Source organism: Cellulosimicrobium sp. So1_17, from assembly GCF_055181235.1.
This window is the reverse complement of sequence record NZ_CM143702.1, coordinates 3,853,627-3,877,662: the sequence shown is the minus strand read 5'-3', so window position 1 is coordinate 3,877,662 and position 24,036 is coordinate 3,853,627. Positions and strand designations below refer to the sequence as shown.

Sequence of the window (24,036 nt, the reverse complement as noted above, 5' to 3'; positions counted from 1 at the left end):
GGCCGTCCACGAGGGCGACCGCGCGGCGTCGGGCGCGGGCGCGGCTCAGCTCGAGTAGACGTGCGGTGCGAGCGTGCCGACGAACGGCAGGTTGCGGTACTTCTCGGCGTAGTCCAGGCCGTACCCGACGACGAACTCGTTGGGGATGTCGAACCCGATGTAGCGCACGTCGACGTCGGTCTTCGCGGCGTCGGGCTTGCGCAGCATCGCCGCGATCTCGACCGACTCCGGGCCGCGCGAGCGCAGGTTGGACAGGAGCCAGGACAGCGTGAGCCCCGAGTCGATGATGTCCTCGACGATGAGCACGTTGCGGCCCGTCAGGTCGGCGTCGAGGTCCTTGAGGATGCGCACCACGCCGGAGGACTTGGTCCCGGAGCCGTACGACGACACCGCCATCCAGTCCATCTCGACGGGGTGGCTCAGGCGGCGCGCGAGGTCGGCCATCACCATGACCGCTCCCTTCAGCACGCCGACGAGCAGCAGGTCCTTGCCCGCGTAGTCCCGGTCGATCTGCGCGGCGATCTCGTCGAGCCTCTGGGCGAGCTGCTCCTCGGTGAGCAGCACGTTCTCGAGGTCGCCTGCGACGTCCGATGCTTCCACGGGTGACGCTCCTAGGTCTGGGGTGCAGGGGTGGGGGCGGTGGTGGGTGCCGGGTCCGTGCGGAGGGGTGGCCCCGGAGGACCCAGAGCAAGCCTGCCACACGACCGGCTGCCCCGGAGGTCGCCCGGCAGGTGCACGGGACCCTGCCCGCGCCAGCCGACGACGAGCGCGTCGAGCGCGTCGACGTGCACCGCGAACAGGTCGCTCGCCGGACAGCCCGCGCGCAGCGCGGCGGATCGCAGGGCCCGTCGCCGCAGCGCGGGGTGCGCCGCGGCGAGCACCGCGAGGTCCAGCTCCACGGGGGCGACCGTGGGGCCGGCGTCGGGCACGACCAGCGCACGGTCGAGGAGACCGACGGCGAGCGCGTCGAGGAGGTCGGCGTCGTCGCGCAGCAGGTCGGCGGTGCGCGCGAGCCCGGGGACCGCGCCCGGTCCGAGCACCTCGACGAGCGCCGGGACGACGGCGGCCCGCACGCGCGAGCGCAGCGGCGCGCTCGTGTCAGGGCGAGGAGACACCCCGGTGACCTGTGGCCCTGACGCGGCGCGCGCCGTCGTCCCCGTGTCAGGACGAGAGGCCGCCCCGGTGACCTGTGGCCCTGACACGTGGTTGGTCGGGTCGTCCCACCAGTCGAGGCCGAGCGTCCGGCACACCGCCTCGGTGTCGGTGCGGCGCAGCCCGAGGAACGGGCGGCGCAGGACCCCGCGACGTGGGGCCATGCCCGCGAGCGACCGCGCGCCGGCGCCGCGCGCGAGCCCGAGCAGGACGGTCTCGGCCTGGTCGTCGAGCGTGTGGCCGAGCAGGACCGCCGCGGCGCCGAGCGCGGTGGCCGCGGCGTCGAGCGCCGAGTACCGGGCGGCGCGGGCGTCGGCCTCCGGACCGGCGCCGGACGCGGGCACGACGACGCGGCGCACCTCGACCGGGTCGAGCCCGAGGCCGCGGCAGCGCGCCGCCGCGGCCGCCGCGACCTCGGCGCTGCCCTCCTGGAGCCCGTGGTCGACGACGACCGCACCCGCCCGCAGGCCGAGGCGCGGCGCGACGAACCCCGCCGCCGCCGCGAGCGCCGTCGAGTCCGCGCCGCCCGAGCACGCGACGAGCACGAGGTCGCCGTCGCCCAGGTCGGCGAGCGCCGTCCGCACCGCGCGGCGCGCGTCCGCGACGACGGGCGCCGGACCGCCCACGGGCTCAGCCGTGGACGCGGCGCACCCAGGCGCGCGCGTCGGCGATCTCGCGGGCGGTCGGCAGGTTCTCGGGCGCTGCCCACACGGCGTTGAAGCCGTCGCGGCCCACGAGCTTCTCGACCGCGCGCACGAACGCGGCGCCGTCGCGGTACTGCGCGATCTTGGCGTCCATGCCGAGCACGCGGCGCAGCACGACGTCGGCACCCGACGCGCCCGAGCCGTCGCGCCGCGCCTCGAACTTCCGGCGGATGCTGCGCACCGTGCGGACGGTGCGCGGCCCGACGGCGTCCATCGCGACGTCGGCGTGCCCCTCGAGCAGCGCCATGACCGCCGACACGTCCTCGAGCTGCCGACGCTCGTCGTCCGTGAGGAAGCCGTCGACGAGCGTGCCGCCCTCACCGCGCACGGCGTCGAGCACCGCGCGGCCCACGGTCCGCAGCTTCTCCCGCAGCCGCGCCTCGGCGAGCCGGCGCGACGACGCGGACAGGTCGGTGAGCAGGCGACCGGCGCGGTCGCGCAGGTGCGTCGCGAGCCAGGGCGCCGTGGCGAACTGCAGCGCGTGCGTCTGCTCGTGCAGGCACACCCAGAGCCGGAAGTCGGCCGGGACGAGGTCGAGCGCGCGCTCGACCTGCAGCACGTTGGGCGCGACGAGCACGAGGCGGCCCGGTCCGCCGGACGCGGCGCTGTACGGGTCGAACTGCCCGAGCACGCGGCTCGCGAGGACGGCGAGCACGGAACCGACCTGCGCGGCACCGACGAGCGCCGTCGCCTGCGGCACGCGCGGCGGACGCTCGGAGCCGTCGGAGAGCAGCGCGTCCGCGACCCCCGCGGTGAGCGACGCCATGATCTCGGTGTTGGCCTGCGCCCAGCGCGCCCGGTCCACGACGAACACCGACCCGAGCTCGGCCGGTCGCGCGACCCCCGCAGGGGTCATGCGCGTCACGTCGAGCACGTGCGGCACGGCGCGCGCCGCGGCGTCGCGCAGCCCGTCGACGAGGTCCGCGAGCTCGTCGCGCGTCGCCTGCGGGCCGGGGCGCGCGAGGCGCCCGGCGACCTGCGCGGCGGCGGACCAGTCCACGATGGACGGCCCGACGGGCGGGCTGTCCGGCTTCTCGACGAGCGTCACCGCTCCACGGTATCCCTGACGCGCCCCGCCCACGGCTCCGGCAGGCCGAGGGCGGACCCTACGACACGCTCCTCGCCGGCCACGCGCGGTCGCTCGGGCTCGTCATGGTGACGAGCACCGTCGGCGAGCTCTCCCGGGCGCCCGGCCTCGAGGTCGAGGACTGGTTGGCCGACGACGGGGCGTCGGGCGCCCGCTGAGCCGGCAGGGCGGGTCAGCCGGTGCAGCCGCACTCCGCGAGCGAGCCGACGAAGTCGTCGAGGATGATGCGCGCGCCGTACGTGCCGCCGTCGGGCACGGCGTCGGTCATGAGCGCGAAGACGAGCTGGCGGTCGTCCGCGGTGACGACGGTCCCCGCGAGCGACGTGACGTCGGGCAGGCTGCCCGTCTTCGCGCGCACGACGCCGCGGCCCGCGTTGTCGAGGAAGCGGTCGTCGAGCGTGCCCGAGAGCCCCGCGACGGGCAGCCCGACGGCCGCGGTGCGCAGCTGCGGGTGCCCTGCGTCGGCGAGCAGGCGCACGACGTCGGCGAGCTGGCGCGGGGTCAGCGACGAGCCGTCACCGAGCCCCGAGCAGTCGGCGATCACGGCGCCTGAGAGGTCGACGCCGAGCCGTTCCACCGCGGCACGCACGGCCTGCGTCGCCCCCTCCGCCGAGCCGGGCAGACCCGCGTCCATCGCGACGACGCGCCCCACGACCTCGGTGATCGTGTTGTCGGAGTGCTGCAGGAGGTAGTCGACGACGTCCCCGAGAGGTGCGGACTCGACCTCGCCGACGACGCGACCGTCGTCGGGGGCGGGCGCACGGACCGGGTCCCCCGACACCGTGATGCCCTGCTCGCCGAGCGCCGTCGCGAACGCCTGGGCCGCGGCGAGAGCCGGGTCCTCGGACCGGCGCGCGTACTCCTCGTCCTCCAGCCGCGCGATGTCGACGGCGAGCGCCGCGACCGGCGCGATGTACCCCGCCGGGACGTTGCCGGGGAACACGGCAGGGTTGACCGCGGGGCCGGTGAAGTAGGTGTCGTCGAGGCGGAGGGTCACGGTCGTGCGGCCCGTGAGGCGCAGCTCCTCGGAGACCTGCGCGGCGAGGTCCGCGAGCCCGGCGCGGCCGTTGACCGCCGTGGGGTCGCCGGCCCCGGCGGCGAGCATCATGTCGCCCCCGCCGACGAGCACGACCGTGTCCTGGCCCTCCAGGACCGCGCGCGTGGTGAGCGTCGTGTGCGGGCCGGGGGACGTGAGCGCGGCCGCCGCCGTGAGCACCTTGATCGTCGACGCCGGCACGTGGCCCGTCCCGGCGCCCGACTCTCCGAGCACCTCGCCCGTCGTCGCGTCGAGCACGAGCGCGCCCACGCGGGGGCCGAGGCGCTGGTCCGCCACGAGCGCGTCGGTGAGCTCCTGGACGGTCCCCGTGGCCGGGACCGGCGCCGCGTCGTCGAGCACGGGCAGCCCGGCGACGAGCGGAGGCGCGGCCACCGCGCCGGGCGCGTCGGGGAACGGTGCCGCCTCGGGCGGGAGCGGGTCCGTCGTGAGCAGGCCCGGGACGACGTCCGCGGCGTCCGCCACGAGGTAGCCCCCCGTGAGCGCCAGGACGACGCCGAGGGTCACCCCCGCGCGCGTTCCCCAACCCATGCGACTCCCCCGTTCGTGGCCCTCGGTGCGGACGTGCCGGGCGTCGGCGAGGACGGGACCGGGCGCGAGCACGTGCGCATTATCACTCACCGGGCAGCGTTCACCCGCACCGCTGGGCCCGTCCGACGGGGGTGCCCGTGTCACACTAGGAGCCGCACGACGGCGTCGTCCGTCGACCAACCCGACCAGCCACCGCCCGAGAACCGCGGTGCCGGTACGACTGGAGGACAGCAGTGGAGTTCGACGTCACGATCGAGATCCCCAAGGGCCAGCGCAACAAGTACGAGGTCGACCACGCGACCGGCCGGATCCGTCTCGACCGGATGCTCTTCACGTCGACGCGCTACCCCGACGACTACGGCTTCATCGAGGGCACCCTCGGTGAGGACGGCGACCCGCTGGACGCCCTCGTGCTGCTCGAGGAGCCCACGTTCCCCGGCTGCCTGATCCGCTGCCGCGCGCTCGGCATGTTCCGCATGCGCGACGAGGCCGGCGGCGACGACAAGGTGCTGTGCGTCCCGACGGGCGACCAGCGCGCGGCGTGGCGCCAGGACATCGACGACGTGTCCGACTTCCACCGCCTCGAGATCCAGCACTTCTTCGAGGTCTACAAGGACCTCGAGCCCGGCAAGTCGGTCGAGGGCGCCCACTGGGTGGGCCGCACGGAGGCCGAGGCCGAGATCGAGCGTTCGCTGCAGCGTGCGATCGACACCGGGTACCACACGCCCGGTCACTGATCCGCACCGCCGCCCGACGGCGCCTCTCACCCGCGTGGTGAGGGGCGCCGTCGTGCGTCACCGGGAGTCCGTCCCCCGCGCCCGCAGCCCGTCGACCAGGACGCCGACCACGACATCCCGGTCGTCGTCCGGCGAGCCGAGGCGGAGGGCGTGCTCGACGCCGCACACGAGCCGTTCGACCTGCGCCACGGTCACGTCGTCCCGGACCGCACCCGCCCGCTGGGCGCGCGCGAGCACGTCGCCGAGCGCACCGAGGACCTCGGCCTTGAGCGTGGCGACCTCCGGGCTCGCGTCCTCCGGGGCGAGCAGCACGGCCTGCAGCCCTCCGGCCTCGACGTGCAGGTCCACCACACCGCGGAGCGCTGCCTCGAAGCCGTGCCACGGGTCGGGGTCCGCCGACGCCGCCCGGGCGAGGTCGCCCAGGGCCGTCAGGGCGTCGAGGGTGAGGTCCTCCACGAGAGCGTGAGCCGTGGCGAAGTGGCGGTAGACCGTGCCGACGCCGACGCCCGCCTCGCGGGCGATCTCGTTGAGCCGCAGGTTCTTCGGGTCCGCCCGGGCGGCGGCACGGAGGATGCGCTCACGGCTGCGGACGGCGTCGGCGCGGCGGGAGCTCATGGCACGAGCATATCCCGGAAGCGGATAGCTCATCCAAATGCGCTACGGTGATCCGGATACTTCATCCGCATGAGAGGAGCGTGCCATGGCATGGGACCCGGAGAACCTTCCCGACCAGAGCGGGCGGACGGTGGTCGTGACAGGAGCCACGTCGGGCATCGGCTACTTCGCCGCAGAGCAGCTCGCCGCGGCCGGTGCCCACGTCGTGCTCGCCGGGCGTTCGCCCGACCGGCTGACGGTCGCGGCGTCGAGCATCCGCGAGCACGTCCCCGGCGCGTCGCCGGACCGGCTCGTGGTCGACCTGGCGTCGTCGGCCTCGGTCCGCGCCGCGGGAGCCGCACTGGCCGCGTACGACCGGCTCGACGGGCTGCTGCTCAACGGGGGGTCGATGGCTCTCCGCGCCACGGACCGCACGGCCGACGGGCTGCCGACCCTGGTCGGGACGCACGTCGTGGCGAACGTCGCCCTCGTCGCGCACGCGCTCCCGGCGATGGCCCGCACCGGGGCGCTGCACGGGGCGGCGAGGATCGTCCACACGTCGTCGGGGTTCGTCGACCGGCTCCGGCGGCCCGTGACGGACGTGCTGCGCACCTCCCGGGTCGGCGTCGTCGCCTATACCCGGGCGAAGGCGGTCACCGAGGTCTTCGCGCTCGAGCTGGCACGGCGGCTGGACGCGGCCGGGGTGCCGGTGGAGTCCATCGTCGCGCGGCCAGGCGTCGGCGTGGACGCCCGAACGCCGCAGCGGGCGGGCATCCGCGACGAGACGATCCCCGTGCAGCGCAACCCGTTCACGCCCTGGGCGCAGGGCAAGGACACCGCTGCGTGGTCGGCGGTCCGCGCGCTCACAGACCCGCACGCCCGCGGCGGGCAGGTCTACGCCCCTGCGGACGGACCACGGGGCCTCCCGGTGCCGGTACGCCCCCCAGCGCTGACCGCTTCACCCGCGCCCGACGCGCTCGCGGCGGTGTGGGACCAGCTCGAGCGGCTCGCGGGGCACGTCGTCCCCGTCGCCTCCGGGCAGTCCCCACGGCAGCCCGGCCTGACCGGGGCCGGCGCTGACGGGAGCCGGGCCTGACGCGCCGCGGACGGGCGTCGATCAGGGCCGGCCGGCGTACGGCATCGCGTCGGTCCAGCGCATCGGGACCTCGCGCACGTCCACCCCGGGCTGCGGCGCCTCGACCATCCTGCCGCCGCCCGCGTAGACCGCGACGTGCCGGATCGTCGACGGGTCCGACGTGTCGTTCGCGTAGAAGATCAGGTCGCCCGGGCGCAGCTGCGCGTACGGGATCTTCGCGACGCGCTGGTACTGCGACCGTGACGTGCGGGTGATCTCCACGCCCGCCGCGGACCACGCCCGGGACGTCAGGCCCGAGCAGTCGTAGCCCGGACCCGTCCCGCCGAACACGTACGGCGAACCGATCTTCGTCCGCGCCCACGCCACGGCGGCCTGGCCCTGCGCCGCGCTCCCGACCGACGTGCCGGGCGGGGCCGCCGGAGGTGGCGGCTCGGGCCGGGGTGCCGGGGTCGGTTGCGGTGCGGGGGCCGGCGCGGGTGCGGGCGCAGCGGCGGGTGGCGGTGCCGGGGCGGGTGGCGGTGCCGGGGCGGGTGGCGGTGCCGGGGGTGTGGTCGGGGCGGGCGGCTGGACGGCAGGGGTCGACGGGGCGGGCGGCTGGGCGGCAGGGGTCGGCGGGCTCACCGCCGCGCCGGCCGTGCCCGACGGCGCGGGCTCACCCGCGCCCACGCGCTCGCGCGCCCGCTCCTCGTCGGCCCGGGCCTGCTCGGCGTCGAGCGTGTCCTGCCGCTGCCGCTCGACCTCGACGCTCGTCTCGCGGGCCCGCGCCAGCTCGGCGACGAGGCCCTCGCGGCGCGCTGCCGCGTCGGCGACCGCGGCGTCGAGCTCGGCCGCCGCCCGCTCGGCCGTCGCGAGCGCCGCGCGGGCCCGCCCGGAGACCTCCTCCTGGTGCACCAGGGCGGCGTCCGCGCGCGCCCGGGCGGTGTCGGCCACGGCGCGGGCCGTCGCGTGCTCGTCGACCGCGCGGCTGGCCGTGCGCCCGACGACCCGCCCGGCCTGCTCCCGCTCGACGACCTCCGCCACGCCGTCGGCCTCGACCACCGCGCGCAGCGCGTCGAGGTCGCTCGAGCCCTGGCGCGACGCGCGGAACAGCGCGCCGAGCGCGGCGCGCGCCTCGTCCTCGGCCGCCTCGGCGACGACCAGGTCCTCGCGCGCGGTGCGCAGCTCCGCGTCCGCCTCCGTGAGCACGGCCTGCGCGGCCGCGTAGTCCTCCGCGGCGCTCTGCACACCGACCTGGGCGTTCGACCGGCGGTCCCGCAGCGCGGCGAGATCGGCCTCGATCGCCGCGACGTCGCCGCTCGCGCGATCGACGTCCTCGTGCGCGGAGCGCACGTCCTCGTCAGAGGCGGGCGTGGGGTCCGACGTCGAGGGGGAAGCGGGGTCCGACGTCGCAGCGGGCGCGAACCCGACACCCAGGCCGAGGGCGAGGGCGAGGGTCGCGGCGGCGCTCGTCGCGACCGCACGACCGCGCGTCGATCCGCTCATGCCCGTCCCTCCCGTCGTGCGACGTCGTCCTGCGGCGCGAGCCCTGGAACCCGCTCCGCCCTGCGCGGCGCGTCGCGTTGACAGACGACGCGCCGCCCGTTGCAGTCTGCCCGGCGGTCCGCGGACGCGCGATCCGAGATCGACCGGTCTTCTCAGCATGTGGTCTCGCATCACGAGACAGGCCTTCCGGCTCACGGCACGCGTGCCTACTGTCGGTCCATGACCCGTCGAATGTGTTGCTGACCTCAGCGCACGTTCGCCTGCCCTGTGGCCGGTGCCGCCGACGACGGCGGTACCCGCGACGACCGGGCACCACGTCCCCGTGCGCTGCCCCTCCCGCCGCGGCCGGGTCGAGCACCCACCCCTGCGGCCGTCCCCGGCGCACCCGCGCCCGCCGAGCCCGGCACCCGACCGGCACCCGAACGGCACCCGAACGGCACTGCCACCGACACCCGCAGGAGCGAGACCATGAGCACCGAGCAGTCACCCGCCTGGTCCTTCGAGACCCGCCAGGTCCACGCCGGCCAGGCCGCCGACCCCACCACCGGGGCGCGCGCGCTGCCCATCTACCAGACCACGTCCTTCGTCTTCCCCGACGCGTCCGTCGCCGCCGACCGGTTCGCGCTCCGGGACCTCGGCCCCATCTACACGCGCATCGGCAATCCGACGCAGGAGGTCGTCGAGAACCGGATCGCGTCGCTCGAGGGCGGCGTCGGGGCCCTGCTGCTCGCGTCCGGCCAGGCCGCGACGACGTTCGCGATCCTCAACGTCGCCGAGGCGGGCGACCACGTCGTCGCCTCCCCGAGCCTGTACGGCGGCACGTACAACCTGCTCCGCTACTCGCTCGCCAAGCTCGGCGTCGAGACGACGTTCGTCACCGACCCGCACGACCCGCAGGCGTGGCGCGACGCCGTCCGGCCGAACACCAAGCTCTTCTTCGGCGAGACGATCCCCAACCCGCAGGCCGACGTCCTCGACATCGAGGCGGTGGCCGCGGTCGCCCACGAGGTCGGCGTCCCGCTGGTCGTCGACAACACCGTCGCCACGCCCTACCTGCTGCGCCCGCTCGAGCACGGGGCCGACGTCGTCGTGCACTCCGCGACGAAGTACCTCGGCGGCCACGGCGCGGCGATCGGCGGTGTCGTCGTCGACGGCGGGACGTTCGACTTCGCGCGGGACCCCGAGAGGTTCCCCGGGTTCAACACGCCGGACCCCTCCTACAACGGGCTCGTCTACGCGCGCGACCTGGGCGTGAACGGCATCCTCGGCGCCAACCTGGCCTACGTCCTCAAGGCGCGCGTGCAGCTCCTGCGCGACCTCGGGTCGGCCATCTCGCCGTTCAACGCCTTCCTCATCGCGCAGGGGATCGAGACGCTCTCGCTCCGCGTCGAGCGCCACGTCCAGAACGCCCAGAGGGTCGCCGAGTGGCTCGAGGCCCGCGACGACGTCCGCACGGTGCACTACGCCGGACTGCCGTCGAGCCCCTGGCACGCGAACGCCCAGAAGTTCCTGCCGCGCGGCGCCGGCGCGGTGCTCGCGTTCGAGCTCGACGGCGGCGCGGAGGCCGGCCAGGCCTTCGTCTCCGCCCTGCAGCTCCACTCGAACGTCGCGAACATCGGCGACGTCCGCTCGCTCGTCATCCACCCGGCGTCGACGACGCACAGCCAGCTCACGCCCGAGGAGCAGGCGCTGTCCGGCGTGACCCCCGGCCTCGTGCGCCTCGCCGTCGGGATCGAGCACGTCGACGACATCCTCGCGGACCTCGAGCTCGGCTTCACCGCCGCCAAGTCCGCGCGGGACGCGTGACGGGGAGGACGAGCGCACGATGACGTATCCGGACAGCCGGGGCGCCACCGGCGCCCCGGCCGTACAGTGGCCGACGGTGAATCCCGTGACCGACGAGCTCCCCCCGACCCGCCCGACCCGCCCCGCGCCCCCGCGCAGCGCGGTCCCCTCGTCGCGCCCTCGTGCCACGACGGCGGTCCCGGCGAGCAGCGCCTGGCGGGACGGCGACGACGTCGGTCGTCGCCTCTTCGCGGACGTCGGCACCTTCGACCTCGAGTCCGGGGCGCGTCTTCCCGACGTGCGCGTCGCGTACGAGACGTGGGGGACGCTCGCCCCGGACGGCTCGAACGCGGTCCTCGTCCTGCACGCCCTCACGGGCGACTCGCACGTCAGTGGCCCGGCCGGCGCAGGCCACCGCACCGCGGGCTGGTGGGAGGACCTGATCGGTCCGGGCGCGCCCATCGACACGGACCGGTGGTACGTCGTCGCCCCGAACGTGCTCGGCGGGTGCCAGGGCACCACGGGACCGGCGTCGACCGCACCGGACGGCGCGCCGTGGGGCGGACGCTTCCCGCGCGTGACGACACGCGACCAGGTCGCCGTCGAGATCGAGCTCGCGCGCACGCTCGGCGTGACGTCGTGGGCGCTCGTCGTCGGAGCCTCCATGGGTGGTCACCGCGTGCTCGAGTGGGCGATCCTCGGCCCGGAGGCCGGCATCGGCGTCGAGTCGCTCGCGGCGATCGCGACGGGCGCCCAGACCACCGGCGACCAGATCGCGTGGGCGCACCCGCAGATCGGCGCGATCCGAGCCGACCCGCGGTTCCGCGATGGCGACTACTACGACGCGGCCGACGGCGACGGCCCGCACGTCGGCCTCGGGATCGCGCGGCAGATCGCGCACGCCACCTACCGCTCGGCCCTGGAGATCGACACCCGGTTCGGCCGGATCCCGCAGGGCGGCGAGGACCCGATCACCGACGGGCGCTACGCCGTGCAGTCCTACCTCGACCATCACGGCGACAAGCTCGCCCGCCGCTTCGACGCCAACTCCTACCTCGTGCTCACCCAGGCGATGCTCACGCACGACCTGGGGCGGGACCGCGGCGGGGTCGAGGCCGCGCTCGGCTCGATCACCGCGCGGGCCCTGGTCGTCGCCGTCGACTCGGACCGCCTCTTCCTCCCTGCCGACTGCGCACGGATCGCCGCGGGGATCCCGGGTGCGGAGCCGCTCCGGACCCTGCACAGCGACTTCGGCCACGACGGGTTCCTCGTCGAGCACCACCAGCTCGGGCCGCTCGTCGCGGAGTTCCTCCCCGAGCCCTCTCGCGCGCACGAGTGAGACGGCCCCGGTCGACGCGCCACCTGGCGTGCGTCGCGACCGTCCGAGCGGGCACGATGGACGCATGAGCATCGACGTCGACGCCGCGGCCGACCACCTTCGCGCCCAGTGGGACCGGCTCGACGGTTGGCTGCGTGGTCTCGGGGCTGAGCTGGGACGCGCGGCAGACCGTCCGAGCGTCCTCGACGAATGGTCTGTCGGCGAGCTCGTCTCCCATCTCGGCCGCGTGATGGAGGCACTCGCGCGGTGCGGGCCCGTCGAGCCGGGAACGGTGCCCCTCTCGTTCGCCGAGTACCTCGGCACCTATCCCGACCGCGCGGAGGAGATCGCGGAGGCGACGCGGACCCTGGACGCCGAGCTCGCACCGGACCGGCTCGGCGGGGTCGAGGCCCTGGCCGCGCAGGCCTTCGCCCGGCTCGACGAGCTCGACGGCGAGCGGGTCGTCCAGGCGCGCCGCGGCCCGATCACGCTCCAGGACATGGTGGTCTCCCGCGTCGTCGAGCTCGTCGTGCACGCCGACGACCTGTCGCGGTCGTTCCCCGAGGTCCACGACTCCCCCGTCCACCCGGGCGCGCTCGACGCGGTCGCGGCCGAGCTGCTGCACGTCGTGGTCGTGCGCGGTGGCTGGAGCCTCGAGGTGCACGACCCGCTGCTCTGGGTGCGGCTCGCGACGGGCCGCGAACGGTACGACGTCGACCGGCTCGCGAAGGCCCTCGCACCCGTGCACACGTCCGAGGCAGTGCCCGACCTCGGCCGCATGCTGCCGCTTCTCTGACCACGCCGGGGAGGGGGCCCGTGCCCGACGTGCACGACTGGGAGCCGGACGTCCTGGGCGACGGCTTCGCCCGGCGCACCCTCGAGCTCGACGACGACGACGAGGGACCGGTCGTCGCGACCCTCGTCCGCTACGCCCCGCCGGCGCCCGAGGCGGTGCGGCCGGCCCGCGCCGTGCTGTACCTGCACGGCTGGAGCGACTACTTCTTCCAGACGGAGCTCGCCGCGCTCTGGCACGCCCAGGGTGTCGCGTTCTACGCGCTGGACCTCCGCAAGTACGGCCGGAGCCTGCGGCCGCACCAGACACCGGGCTACGCCGACTCGCTCGACGTCTACGACGCGGACCTGGAGGCTGCCCTCGCCGTCGTCCACGAAGAGCTCGGCGCGCGCGCCGCGGTGATGCTCATGGGTCACTCGACCGGGGGGCTCGTCGCGTCGCTGTGGGCGCACCGCCATCCCGGGCGGGTGCGCGGGCTGATCCTCAACAGTCCCTGGCTGGAGCTCCAAGGGTCGTCCGTCGCACGCACCGTGTCCGGCCCGGCGATCCGGCAGCTCGCGCGGTTCCAGCCTCGCGCTCCGCTGCCCAGCATCGACCCCGGGTACTACGCGCGCACGCTCCGCGACCGGGAGGACGGGGCGTGGGCGATCGACGACGCGTGGCGCCCGGTGCCCTCGTTCCCCGTGCGGGCGGGATGGCTGCGCGCCGTCATCGCCGGCCATGCGCAGGTGGCGGGCGGACTGTCGATCGACTGCCCGGTCCTGGTGCTCCTGGCCGAGCGTTCGCTGTTCAGCACGCGCTGGACGGAGAACATGCGCAGCGCGGACATCGTGCTCGACGTCGAGCCACTCGCCCGGCGCGCCCCGAACCTCGGGCGCGTGGTCACGGTCGTGCGCATCCCCGGCGGGATCCACGACCTCGCCCTGTCGGCCCCGGGCCCGCGCGCCGTGTACTTCGCCGAGATCGTGCGCTGGGTCGCGTCCTACGGCTGGTCGTGACCGCCGGTCGTGACCCGCCGGTCGTGACCCGCCGGTCGTGCCCGTGAAATGCCGAAGGCCCACCCCGTGGTGGGGTGGGCCTTCGGTGAAGGGTTGTCCGGCGGCGTCCTACTCTCCCACCCCGTCTCCAGGGCAGTACCATCGGCGCTGAAGGGCTTAGCTTCCGGGTTCGGTATGGGACCGGGCGTTTCCCCTTCGCTGTGACCGCCGTAACTCTGTCGAACACTTTCCCGGGTGCCGCCCCCGTCGTGTGGGGGTGGTGGGGTTGGTGGTTCGGGAACCGCACAGTGGACGCGTCGCATGAGAGTGTGATGGGTGTTGAAGTTGTCGGCTGATTAGTACCGGTCAGCTGCACGGGTCGTTGGTCCCCGTTTCCACGTCCGGCCTATCTACCCAGTGTTCTGCTGGGTGCCTCTCACCCCTGAGGGTATGGAAACCTCATCTTGAAGCAGGCTTCCCGCTTAGATGCTTTCAGCGGTTATCCCTTCCGAACGTAGCCAACCAGCGGTGCTCCTGGCGGAACAACTGGCACACCAGAGGTTCGTCCGTCCCGGTCCTCTCGTACTAGGGACAGCCCTTCTCAAGTTTCCTGCGCGCGCAGCGGATAGGGACCGAACTGTCTCACGACGTTCTAAACCCAGCTCGCGTACCGCTTTAATGGGCGAACAGCCCAACCCTTGGGACCTACTCCAGCCCCAGGATGCGACGAGCCGACATCGAGGTGCCAAACCATGCCGTCGATATGGACTCTTGGGCAAGATCAGCCTGTTATCCCCGGGGTACCTTTTATCCGTTGAGCGACGGCGCTTCCACAAGCCACCGCCGGATCACTAGTTCCGACTTTCGTCCCTGCTCGACCTGTCAGTCTCACAGTCAAGCTCCCTTGTGCACTTGCACTCGACACCTGATTGCCAACCAGGCTGAGGGAACCTTTGAGCGCCTCCGTTACATTTTAGGAGGCAACCGCCCCAGTTAAACTACCCACCAGGCACTGTCCCTGGTCCGGATCACGGACCGAGGTTAGACATCCGAAGCGGCCAGAGTGGTATTTCAACGTTGACTCCACCCGCACTGGCGTGCGGGCTTCACAGTCTCCCACCTATCCTACACAAGCCGCACCGAACATCAATACCAAGCTATAGTAAAGGTCCCGGGGTCTTTCCGTCCTGCTGCGCGTAACGAGCATCTTTACTCGTAGTGCAATTTCGCCGAGTTCGCGGTTGAGACAGCGGAGAAGTCGTTACGCCATTCGTGCAGGTCGGAACTTACCCGACAAGGAATTTCGCTACCTTAGGATGGTTATAGTTACCACCGCCGTTTACTGGGGCTTAAATTCTGAGCTTCACCCACGAGGGGTTGACCCGTCCTCTTAACCTTCCAGCACCGGGCAGGCGTCAGTCCGTATACATCGTCTTGCGACTTCGCACGGACCTGTGTTTTTAGTAAACAGTCGCTTCTCCCTGGTCTCTGCGGCCGTCCACGCTCCCCGAGCTAGTCGGTTCACGTTTCGGGCCCCCCTTCTCCCGAAGTTACGGGGGCATTTTGCCGAGTTCCTTAACCACGATTCGCTCGATCGCCTTGGTATTCTCTACCTGACCACCTGAGTCGGTTTGGGGTACGGGCGGCTAGAACCTCGCGCCGAGGCTTTTCTTGGCAGCATAGGATCACCCGTTTCGCGCATACGCGCTCACTATCAGCTCTCAGCCTCGTGTCGGGCGGATTTGCCTACCCGACGGCCTACAGCCTTGGACGTGGACTACCATCGCCACGCCGGGCTACCTTCCTGCGTCACCCCTGTTAATACGCTTACCTACTACCGGTTCGGGTCCCGCGCGCCCCTGTCCGGTGACCCCGAAGGGTCGGTGGACAGGTTTGGGCGGTTAGCATCACCGGGCTCGGTATGGGCGGTTCTTCGCCGGTAGGAGAATATCAACTCCTTGTCCATCGACTACGCCTGTCGGCCTCGCCTTAGGTCCCGACTTACCCAGGGCGGATTAACCTGGCCCTGGAACCCTTGGTCATTCGGCGGACGGGTTTCTCGCCCGTCATTCGCTACTCATGCCTGCATTCTCACTCGTGTGGCCTCCACCGCTGGGTTCCCCCGCGGCTTCACCGGCCACACGACGCTCCCCTACCCACCTGCGCCTCTGGACCACGAAGGCCTGAGTTACGCGCAGATGCCACGGCTTCGGCGGTGTACTTGAGCCCCGCTACATTGTCGGCGCGGAATCACTTGACCAGTGAGCTATTACGCACTCTTTCAAGGGTGGCTGCTTCTAAGCCAACCTCCTGGTTGTCTGTGCAACTCCACATCCTTTCCCACTTAGCACACGCTTGGGGGCCTTAGCCGGTGGTCTGGGCTGTTTCCCTCTCGACTACGGAGCTTATCCCCCGCAGTCTCACTGCCACGCTTCCACTTACCGGCATTCGGAGTTTGGCTGACGTCAGTAACCTTGTAGGGCCCATCGGCCATCCAGTAGCTCTACCTCCGGCAAGAAACACGTGACGCTGCACCTAAATGCATTTCGGGGAGAACCAGCTATCACGAAGTTTGATTGGCCTTTCACCCCTAACCACAGGTCATCCCCCAGGTTTTCAACCCTGGTGGGTTCGGTCCTCCACGCGGTCTTACCCGCGCTTCAACCTGCCCATGGCTAGATCACTTCGCTTCGGGTCTAGACCCAGCGACTATGGACGCCCTGTTCGGACTCGCTTTCGCTACGGCTTCCCCACACGGGTTAACCTCGCCACTGAGCACTAACTCGCAGGCTCATTCTTCAAAAGGCACGCTGTCACCCCAACCAAGGAGGCTCCAACGGATTGTAGGCACACGGTTTCAGGTACTATTTCACTCCCCTCCCGGGGTACTTTTCACCTTTCCCTCACGGTACTGGTCCGCTATCGGTCACTAGGTAGTATTTAGGCTTAGCAAGTGGTCTTGCCAGATTCACACGAGATTTCACGGGCCCCGTGCTACTTGGGATCCCCTTCGGGAGGCCGCGCCATTTCGTCTACCGGACTCGCACCGTCTGTGGTCCGCCTTTCAATGCGGTTCGACTATGACACGGCTTTCTGACTCCCCGGTGGACTGTCAGATCCACCAGAAGGGTCCCACAACCCCGGACACGCAACGCCTGACAGCTTTACCACGCGCCCGGTTTGGCCTCATCCGCTTTCGCTCGCCACTACTCACGGAATATCTCTTCCTGCCGGTACTGAGATGTTTCACTTCCCGGCGTTCCCTCCACACACCCTATATATTCAGGTGCAGGTCGCACGACATGACTCGTACGGGGTTCCCCCATTCGGAAACCCTCGGATCACAGCTCGTTTGCCAGCTCCCCGAGGCTTATCGCAGGCTACGACGTCCTTCTTCGGCTCCTAGTGCCAAGGCATCCACCCTGTGCCCTTAAAAACTTCGACACACACACTACAATCTATTCGCAGAGACCAAGAACAAAAACCACGGACACACCCCGAAGGGCACACCCGTACTTTTTGCATCTTGATCACTTCAAAGATGCTCGCGTCCACTGTGCAGTTCTCAAACAACCAACGACCCCGACCCGCACAGACCCGCCTACCCACCAAGACCAGCTCGGCGAGCGGTTCGCGATCCACGGACCGACCCGTACCAGGCACCACCACCGAAGTGGCCGGCGACCTGAGGACCCAACAGTGTGCTCGACAAGCCCCGGACCCCACCCGCGATGTTCCACCACACCCCCCGGACACCACCGAACCCCCCGAAGGAGAACCCAGCAGACCAGGCGACGCAGGTACTGACACCAGCGAGACCGACGCTCTTTCGTCAATGTTCCACCCATGAGCAACCACCCCCACACGCGAACGGCGTGGGCCGTGGCCACCACACACCCCCGAAGAGGCGTGCGTTGAAGCTCCTTAGAAAGGAGGTGATCCAGCCGCACCTTCCGGTACGGCTACCTTGTTACGACTTAGTCCCAATCGCCAGTCCCACCTTCGACCACTCCCCCCGGCGAACCGGTTGGGCCATGGGCTTCGGGTGTTACCGACTTTCGTGACTTGACGGGCGGTGTGTACAAGGCCCGGGAACGTATTCACCGCAGCGTTGCTGATCTGCGATTACTAGCGACTCCGACTTCATGGGGTCGAGTTGCAGACCCCAATCCGAACTGAGACCGGCTTTTTGGGATTCGCTCCACCTTACGGTATCGCAGCCCTTTGTACCGGCCATTGTAGCATGCGTGAAGCCCAAGACATAAGGGGCATGATGATTTGACGTCATCCCCACCTTCCTCCGAGTTGACCCCGGCAGTCTCCCATGAGTCCCCGGCATAACCCGCTGGCAACATGGGACGAGGGTTGCGCTCGTTGCGGGACTTAACCCAACATCTCACGACACGAGCTGACGACAACCATGCACCACCTGTGCACGAGTGTCCAAAGAGACCACCATCTCTGGTGGCTTCCCGTGCATGTCAAGCCTTGGTAAGGTTCTTCGCGTTGCATCGAATTAATCCGCATGCTCCGCCGCTTGTGCGGGCCCCCGTCAATTCCTTTGAGTTTTAGCCTTGCGGCCGTACTCCCCAGGCGGGGCACTTAATGCGTTTGCTGCGGCACGGAACTCGTGGAATGAGCCCCACACCTAGTGCCCAACGTTTACGGCATGGACTACCAGGGTATCTAATCCTGTTCGCTCCCCATGCTTTCGCTCCTCAGCGTCAGTTGCGGCCCAGAGACCTGCCTTCGCCATCGGTGTTCCTCCTGATATCTGCGCATTCCACCGCTACACCAGGAATTCCAGTCTCCCCTACCGCACTCTAGTCTGCCCGTACCCGATGCAAGCTCGAGGTTGAGCCTCGAGTTTTCACACCAGACGCGACAAACCGCCTACGAGCTCTTTACGCCCAATAATTCCGGACAACGCTTGCGCCCTACGTATTACCGCGGCTGCTGGCACGTAGTTAGCCGGCGCTTCTTCTGCAGGTACCGTCACTTGCGCTTCTTCCCTGCTGAAAGAGGTTTACAACCCGAAGGCCGTCATCCCTCACGCGGCGTCGCTGCATCAGGCTTTCGCCCATTGTGCAATATTCCCCACTGCTGCCTCCCGTAGGAGTCTGGGCCGTGTCTCAGTCCCAGTGTGGCCGGTCGCCCTCTCAGGCCGGCTACCCGTCGTCGCCTTGGTAGGCCATCACCCCACCAACAAGCTGATAGGCCGCGAGCCCATCCCTGACCGAAAAACTTTCCAACCACCCCCATGCGAGGACGGCTCATATCCGGTATTAGCCCCGGTTTCCCGGAGTTATCCCGAAGTCAAGGGCAGGTTACTCACGTGTTACTCACCCGTTCGCCACTAATCAACCCAGCAAGCTGGGCATCATCGTTCGACTTGCATGTGTTAAGCACGCCGCCAGCGTTCGTCCTGAGCCAGGATCAAACTCTCCGTAAATGATCAACGCCCACCACCAGACCCAAAGACCCGGCAGCGAACAATCCATACGAAGCGAACCCCGAAAGGTTCACAAAACTGGCCTACAAACGAAAAACAATCTGACGATCATTCTCCGAAATCAACCAAAAACATCCCCAGACACAACCAACCAGCCACCCCGAACGGGACAACCCAGCCAGCCACGCCCACAAGGGACAAAAATTGGCATTGACTAACAAGCACACTGTTGAGTTCTCAAACAACCGACACACACCGCCTCCAGTCGTTTCCGACTCTTGCGCGGGGCTTCGTTCTCTAGCCTACCAGACCCAGACCTTCGTCCCGAACCCGGTCGAAACCGGAAATTCGCTCAGAATGATCTGAATCGGGCCCCCGAACAGTACCGCAGGCGCAGCACGCTGCACTCACGATCTGAAGAAGGGGATTCGCCTGCGGGACCAGCCACTTCGCGTCTGCTCCGAAGAGCTACGCCGTGGTGTCTGTTCCTCCCTGCCGGGCGACCTCGAGAACATTACGGGGCGCAGGGCGCGCGGTCAAACCCGCTCGTGGTGACCCCGCTCACCGCGTTCACCGCACCTCCGGTGCGCCCACCGGTGCTTCCGCGGGCCCGTTCGGGCCACCGGCGAGCCGTGCCGCGACCTGCCGCGCGGCGTCGTGCAGCTGCGGCGGCCCCACGACCGTCACGGGGACGTCGAACATGCCGTACCAGGCGGCGAGCCCACCCCAGGACCACGAGCCGGCCGTGACGCGGCACCGGTCCTCGCCGAGCGCCTCGACGATCGCGGCGTCCCCCACCCACGGCGCGACGTGGTCCGCGCCCGCACCCAGCTCGGCCGTGCCGCGGACCGGCCACGCCGGACGGGAGAACGCCTGCGACACGTAGGTCGCGACGTCGGGCGCCGGGAGGTCGCGCGGCCGGAACCGCGGGCCGTCGCCCGACTGCACCGTGATCCGGTCCACCCGGAACGTGCGCCAGTCGTCGCGCTCGAGGTCCCAGGCCACGAGGTACCACCTGCCGCCCCACGTGACGAGGTGGTGCGGCTCGACGCGCCGTGGGGGCCGGAAGCCGGCAGCGTCCGGTGCGTGCGCCGGACGCAGCACGTCCCCCGACCCTCCGTCGTAGTCGAAGCGCACCACGCGCCGCTCCCGTGCCGCGGTGCCGATCGCCACGAGGACGTCCGGGCGCACCGCCGGACGGCCCGACTCCCGAGCGCGCGGGACCGCCGTCACCTCGAGCGCGTCGATCCGGCCGCGCAGCCGCGCCGGCATCACCTGGCGGATGGTGGCGAGCGCACGGGCCGCCGCGTCCTCGACACCCGGGAGCGTCGCCGTGCGCAGGGCGAGCGCCACGGCGACCGCCTGCTCGTCGTCGAACAGCAGGGGCGGCAGGTCGACGCCCGCGTCGAGGCGGTACCCGCCGTCCGGTCCCTTCGTGGCCTGTACCGGGTAGCCGAGCTCGCGCAGCCGGTCGACGTCGCGTCGGACCGTGCGCGGGCTGACGGCGAGGCGCTCCGCGAGCGCGGGGCCCGGCCAGTCGCGGCGGGCCTGCAGGAGGGACAGCAGCGTGAGCAGTCGTCCCGAGGTCTCGAGCATGCCGCCAGCATCGCACGCAGTAGAGGCCAGAACCTGACCGCTACACCGGGAAGAGTGGTCTCAGCCGGTGCCGCACCGGCGTCACCCACCGATCCCCCAGACCACCGACCACCACGCCCCGGAGGACACCGTGATCCGTACCCGAGCCCTGACGAAGGACTTCCCCGTCGGGCGCGACGCGAGCAGGACCGTGCACGCCGTGCGCGGCATCGACCTCGACGTCGCGCCCGGCGAGCTCGTCGCCGTCCTCGGCCCCAACGGCGCCGGCAAGACGACCATGCTGCGCATGCTCACGACGCTGATCCGCCCGACGTCGGGCACGGCGACCGTCGCGGGTCTCGATGTCGTCGCGCAGCCCGACGCCGTCCGCCGCAGCATCGGCTACGTCGGCCAGGGGAACGCGGCCGGCCACGGTCAGCGCGCCGTCGACGAGCTCGTGAGCCAGGCGCGCATCCACGGTCTCGACCGTCGTGGCGCCCGGCGCCGCGCCGACGAGCTGCTCGACGTGCTCGAGCTCACCGCCCAGAGGACGCGCAAGGTCTCCGACCTCTCGGGCGGCCAGCGACGTCGCCTCGACGTGGCGATGGGCCTGGTCCACTCCCCCGCGCTGCTCTTCCTCGACGAGCCGACGACCGGGCTCGACCCCCACAACCGGGCGAACCTGTGGGAGCACGTCGGCCGGATGCGCGCCGACGCCGTCGCGACGACGGGCGCGCCCATGACCGTCGTCCTCACGACCCACTACCTCGACGAGGCGGACTCCATGGCCGAGCGCGTCGTCGTCGTCGACCACGGTGAGGTCATCGCGGACGACACCGCCGCGAACCTCAAGGCCGAGCTCGCGGGCGACCGCGTCGTCGTCACCGTGGAGGGTGGCGGGGCCGACGTCGTCGCTCGTCTCGTCGAGGTCGCCGCCCGAGTCGACGGGTTCCGCGAGGTGCTCGCCCGGGACGGGTCGCAGGTGACCGTGCGTGCGGAGCGTGGGGACGCCTACCTTCCCCGCCTCCTGCGCGCGGCGGACGCCACGGGGATCCCGGTCGCGACGGCGCACGTCCACCGCCCGACGCTGGACGACGTCTTCCTCGCCCTCACCGGCCGCAGCCTCCGTGAGGCCGGCGCCACCCACCCCGGCACGAGCGACGCACCGACCACCGACACCGCCGGGACGACGACCCGGCCTACCGAGAGGACCGCAGCATGAGCGCCGTCGACACCCGCACCGACGTCCCCGCGACCCCGCCCGCACCGGCACGTGCGCCGTCGCGACGCCATGTCGTCCGCGACACCGGCATCGTCCTCGCGCGCGAGCTGCGGCCCGTGGTGCGCGACCCGTTCTCCGTCGTGTTCGGCCTCGTGCAGCCGATCGTCTTCCTCGTGCTGTTCGGCCCGCTTCTCGTGGGATCGCTCGGGGGGACCCAGGTGCTCGGGGGGAGCGTCTGGCAGTGGTTCGTCCCGTCGATCCTCGTCATGACCACGTTGTTCGGCACGTCCGCGACGGGCGCGAACCTGCTGTTCGAGCTCCAGACCGGCGCGCACGAGCGCATGCTCGTCGCGCCGCTGTCGCGGTCGTCGCTGCTCGTGGGCCGTGCGCTCAAGGAGATGGTGCCGATCGTCGCGCAGTCCGTGATCGTCGTGCTCGTCATGCTCCCGTTCGGGTTCGAGCTCCACGCGGCCGGCGCGGTGCTCGGGCTCGCGCTGCTCGCCGTGCTCGGCGTCGGGATCGGCGCGCTGTCCTACGCGCTCGCCCTCGCGGTGCGCAAGCAGGACTGGATGTTCTGGATGGTCCAGCAGACGGTGCTGTTCCCGCTCATGCTCCTGTCCGGGATGCTGCTGCCGCTCGAGTCGGGGCCGCACTGGATGCAGGTCGCCGCGTCGGTCAACCCGCTGAAGTACGTGGTCGACGCCGAGCGCGCGCTGTTCGCGGGCGACCTCGGCGCGACCGCGGTCGCCTGGGGCTGGGTCGCCGCGCTCGCGACCGCGGTCGTCGGCCTGGTCGTCGGTATCCGTGCGATGGTCACGTCCGCGGACTGACGGCGCGGCGCGGCGACGCCTCAGCCGGTGGCCCGGACCGTCTCGACGGCCCGGGCCACCGCGCTGCCCGGGCTCGTGAGCACGCGCACCGGTGGTCAGGCGTGGTGGGCGCGGAACGCGTCGGTGAGCGAGGGGCCGTCGTCGCCGAGGCGCCAGACGCTCCACCCGTCCGCCGTCGCGGTCCCCGAGACCGCGACGGCGGCGAGGTCGGGGTGCCGGTAACGGGCGCCGTCGGCCAGCTCGATGAAGCCGTCGGGCTGCAGGACCGCCTCGAACCGCTGGCCGCGGCGCGGACGCGACCACACGAGGTGGCGCGGGCTCCCGAGCGTGCGCGCGAGCGCCACCAGGTCCGGGTCGTCGTCGGGACCGAGCGGCACGTCGACGACGGCGGGCGCGGGCACCGGGGCGACCTCCCGACCGACGAGGGGGTCGGGCTCGAGCCCGGCCGGCGGCTGGTAGGACAGCGGGTCGTAGGAGCGCTCCGACGCCGGCGAGTGCTGCGCGGCGTACTCGTGCGTGAGGATCGACTCGCGCGTCCGGTACGACTCACGGGTGCGCACCGACTCGCGCGTGAGGATCGACGTCCGCGGCACGCGCGCGTCGTCCCCGCTGCCGGCGGGCCGGCGGTCGGCCCACGTGCTCGGCTCGTCGGACCACGTGCGCTGCTCGGGCGCGGGACGCGCCGTCGACGGGTCCTCGACGGGCACGAAGTCCAGCACCGGCAGCCCGTCCTCCGCGGCGGGCCCACCGAGAGGGATCTCGAGCGGCACGGGCGCGAGCTGCCCGGTGACGTCGGCGGACGGCGGGGTCGACCCGTACGTCGTGCTCGACTCGAGCTCGCGGCGCCGCTCGGCGCGCGAGCGCGCGTGCTGCGTCACCACGGGAAACTTGCCGGTCAGCGCTCGGCCCACGGCGACGCCGTCCGCGAAGTCGGAGGCGGGCGCCGCCTCCCGGGCACGCACGGGCGTGCGCTCCGGCGTCGGGGGCGTCTCGGGACGGCCGACCGCGAGCGGCGACACGTCCACGAAGCGGCGACCGTCGGCGCCGTGCACCACGCCGAGGCGCAGCACCGCGACGGGCGAGCCGGGCTGGCGCAGGAAGTCGAGCGCGTCCTCGATCCCCGGCGCGGCGCTCGAGCAGATGACGATGAGCCGTGCGCCCGTGGTGCGCGCCGTGGCCTGCGACCGCGTGAGCGGCACGTTGTCGTAGAACGCCGCGACGTCCTGCTGGAAGCGTGACGCCCCACCCGTGTACCGGGCGGCGAGCTCCGCGCGCGTGAGGCGCCCGGCCCGGCCCGCGTGGTTGAGGGCGGCCGTCAGGGCGCTCTCGGTGAGCTCGGCCGTGACCTCGATGACCACCGGCAGCCCGGCCGCGTCCAGCGCGAGGAGGTGCGGCTCGTCGTCGGACGCGCCCTCCTTGACGGGGAAGATCTGCTCGCCCAGCAGGCTGTCGAGGTTGCCGTCGACCACGCGCTGCGCGTCGGTCCCGAAGGCGCCGGCCGGCTGGGGCGGCTGGACGAGCAACGGACGCTCGGCGTCCACCTCGAAGAGGGGCATCGGGGGGTCTCCTGCTGCATTGCGGAACGCGTCCGGGGCGGGGGCGTTTGCGGCTTAGCCTACGTCGGCGGTCAAGTCCCGCGAACACCCC

At 71.4% G+C, this 24,036-nt stretch carries 16 protein-coding genes and 3 rRNA genes; 8 read left to right on the top strand and 11 right to left on the bottom strand.

The window, feature by feature from the left end; genetic code table 11:
- Positions 1–45 precede the first annotated feature (45 nt).
- The 4 genes from hpt to dacB all read right to left on the bottom strand — a co-directional run bounded on the left by hpt (position 46) and on the right by dacB (position 4,528).
- Positions 46–600 carry a hypoxanthine phosphoribosyltransferase gene (gene hpt / locus ACZCLJ_RS17105; RefSeq protein ID WP_251150127.1) on the bottom strand — a complete coding sequence of 185 codons (555 nt, stop codon included), beginning with the start codon at positions 598–600 and terminating at the stop codon, positions 46–48.
- Positions 601–611: 11 nt separating this feature from the next.
- Entirely contained in the window at positions 612–1,778 is a 1,167-nt protein-coding gene (tilS, locus tag ACZCLJ_RS17100; RefSeq protein WP_463104622.1) for a tRNA lysidine(34) synthetase TilS, read from the bottom strand.
- A gap of 4 nt (positions 1,779–1,782) precedes the next feature.
- Positions 1,783–2,904, bottom strand: coding sequence for a zinc-dependent metalloprotease (locus ACZCLJ_RS17095; protein WP_463104621.1), 1,122 nt, complete (start codon positions 2,902–2,904; stop codon positions 1,783–1,785).
- Positions 2,905–3,115: 211 nt separating this feature from the next.
- Positions 3,116–4,528, bottom strand: a complete 1,413-nt coding sequence (gene dacB, locus ACZCLJ_RS17090) for a D-alanyl-D-alanine carboxypeptidase/D-alanyl-D-alanine endopeptidase (RefSeq protein ID WP_463104620.1) — start codon at positions 4,526–4,528, stop codon at positions 3,116–3,118.
- A gap of 233 nt (positions 4,529–4,761) precedes the next feature.
- Between dacB and ACZCLJ_RS17085 the strand changes: the two genes are divergently transcribed.
- Positions 4,762–5,265, top strand: coding sequence for an inorganic diphosphatase (locus ACZCLJ_RS17085; RefSeq protein ID WP_251150123.1), 504 nt, complete (start codon positions 4,762–4,764; stop codon positions 5,263–5,265).
- A gap of 57 nt (positions 5,266–5,322) precedes the next feature.
- Here ACZCLJ_RS17085 and ACZCLJ_RS17080 read toward each other — a convergent pair whose 3' ends face one another.
- On the bottom strand, positions 5,323–5,880 hold the full coding sequence (locus ACZCLJ_RS17080) for a TetR/AcrR family transcriptional regulator (RefSeq protein ID WP_251150122.1): 558 nt from the start codon (positions 5,878–5,880) through the stop codon (positions 5,323–5,325).
- Between the two features lie 85 nt (positions 5,881–5,965).
- Between ACZCLJ_RS17080 and ACZCLJ_RS17075 the strand changes: the two genes are divergently transcribed.
- Entirely contained in the window at positions 5,966–6,955 is a 990-nt protein-coding gene (locus ACZCLJ_RS17075; protein WP_251150121.1) for an SDR family NAD(P)-dependent oxidoreductase, read from the top strand.
- A gap of 21 nt (positions 6,956–6,976) precedes the next feature.
- On the opposite strand, the gene ACZCLJ_RS17070 is transcribed toward ACZCLJ_RS17075, so the two are convergent.
- Positions 6,977–8,437 (bottom strand): C40 family peptidase, encoded by a 1,461-nt coding sequence (locus tag ACZCLJ_RS17070; protein WP_463104619.1) that lies wholly within the window; start codon positions 8,435–8,437, stop codon positions 6,977–6,979.
- Between the two features lie 468 nt (positions 8,438–8,905).
- On the opposite strand from ACZCLJ_RS17070, the gene ACZCLJ_RS17065 reads away from it, so the two are divergent.
- The 4 genes from ACZCLJ_RS17065 (at position 8,906) to ACZCLJ_RS17050 (ending at position 13,331) form a co-directional block, all read left to right on the top strand.
- Positions 8,906–10,243 (top strand): bifunctional o-acetylhomoserine/o-acetylserine sulfhydrylase, encoded by a 1,338-nt coding sequence (locus tag ACZCLJ_RS17065; RefSeq protein ID WP_463104618.1) that lies wholly within the window; start codon positions 8,906–8,908, stop codon positions 10,241–10,243.
- Positions 10,244–10,328: 85 nt separating this feature from the next.
- Positions 10,329–11,561: a homoserine O-acetyltransferase MetX gene (gene metX, locus ACZCLJ_RS17060; protein ID WP_463104617.1), complete on the top strand. Its 1,233-nt coding sequence runs from the start codon at positions 10,329–10,331 to the stop codon at positions 11,559–11,561.
- Between the two features lie 64 nt (positions 11,562–11,625).
- Complete coding sequence (locus ACZCLJ_RS17055; protein WP_463104616.1) at positions 11,626–12,336, top strand: maleylpyruvate isomerase N-terminal domain-containing protein; 711 nt, start codon at positions 11,626–11,628, stop codon at positions 12,334–12,336.
- Positions 12,337–12,356: 20 nt separating this feature from the next.
- The gene (locus ACZCLJ_RS17050; protein WP_463104615.1) at positions 12,357–13,331 is read left to right on the top strand and encodes an alpha/beta hydrolase; all 975 of its coding nucleotides are present in this window, start codon (positions 12,357–12,359) and stop codon (positions 13,329–13,331) included.
- A gap of 95 nt (positions 13,332–13,426) precedes the next feature.
- Here the strand turns inward: ACZCLJ_RS17050 and rrf are convergent.
- From rrf to ACZCLJ_RS17030, 4 genes are all read right to left on the bottom strand, one after another.
- Positions 13,427–13,543, bottom strand: a 5S ribosomal RNA gene (rrf, locus tag ACZCLJ_RS17045).
- A gap of 103 nt (positions 13,544–13,646) precedes the next feature.
- A 23S ribosomal RNA gene (locus tag ACZCLJ_RS17040) occupies positions 13,647–16,754 on the bottom strand.
- A gap of 484 nt (positions 16,755–17,238) precedes the next feature.
- Positions 17,239–18,762: ribosomal RNA gene (locus ACZCLJ_RS17035) — 16S ribosomal RNA — on the bottom strand.
- Together the 16S, 23S and 5S rRNA genes form the textbook arrangement of a ribosomal RNA operon.
- 570 nt (positions 18,763–19,332) lie before the next feature.
- On the bottom strand, positions 19,333–20,358 hold the full coding sequence (locus ACZCLJ_RS17030) for a helix-turn-helix transcriptional regulator (protein WP_463104614.1): 1,026 nt from the start codon (positions 20,356–20,358) through the stop codon (positions 19,333–19,335).
- Positions 20,359–20,488: 130 nt separating this feature from the next.
- Between ACZCLJ_RS17030 and ACZCLJ_RS17025 the strand changes: the two genes are divergently transcribed.
- Positions 20,489–21,559: an ATP-binding cassette domain-containing protein gene (locus tag ACZCLJ_RS17025; protein WP_463104613.1), complete on the top strand. Its 1,071-nt coding sequence runs from the start codon at positions 20,489–20,491 to the stop codon at positions 21,557–21,559.
- A complete protein-coding gene (locus ACZCLJ_RS17020; protein ID WP_463104612.1) occupies positions 21,556–22,389 on the top strand; it encodes an ABC transporter permease in 834 nt (277 codons plus the stop codon). The genes ACZCLJ_RS17025 and ACZCLJ_RS17020 overlap by 4 nt, the downstream gene beginning before the upstream one ends.
- 95 nt (positions 22,390–22,484) lie before the next feature.
- Here the strand turns inward: ACZCLJ_RS17020 and ACZCLJ_RS17015 are convergent, their stop codons facing one another.
- Positions 22,485–23,945, bottom strand: a complete 1,461-nt coding sequence (locus tag ACZCLJ_RS17015; RefSeq protein WP_463104611.1) for a restriction system modified-DNA reader domain-containing protein — start codon at positions 23,943–23,945, stop codon at positions 22,485–22,487.
- Positions 23,946–24,036: the final 91 nt, after the last annotated feature.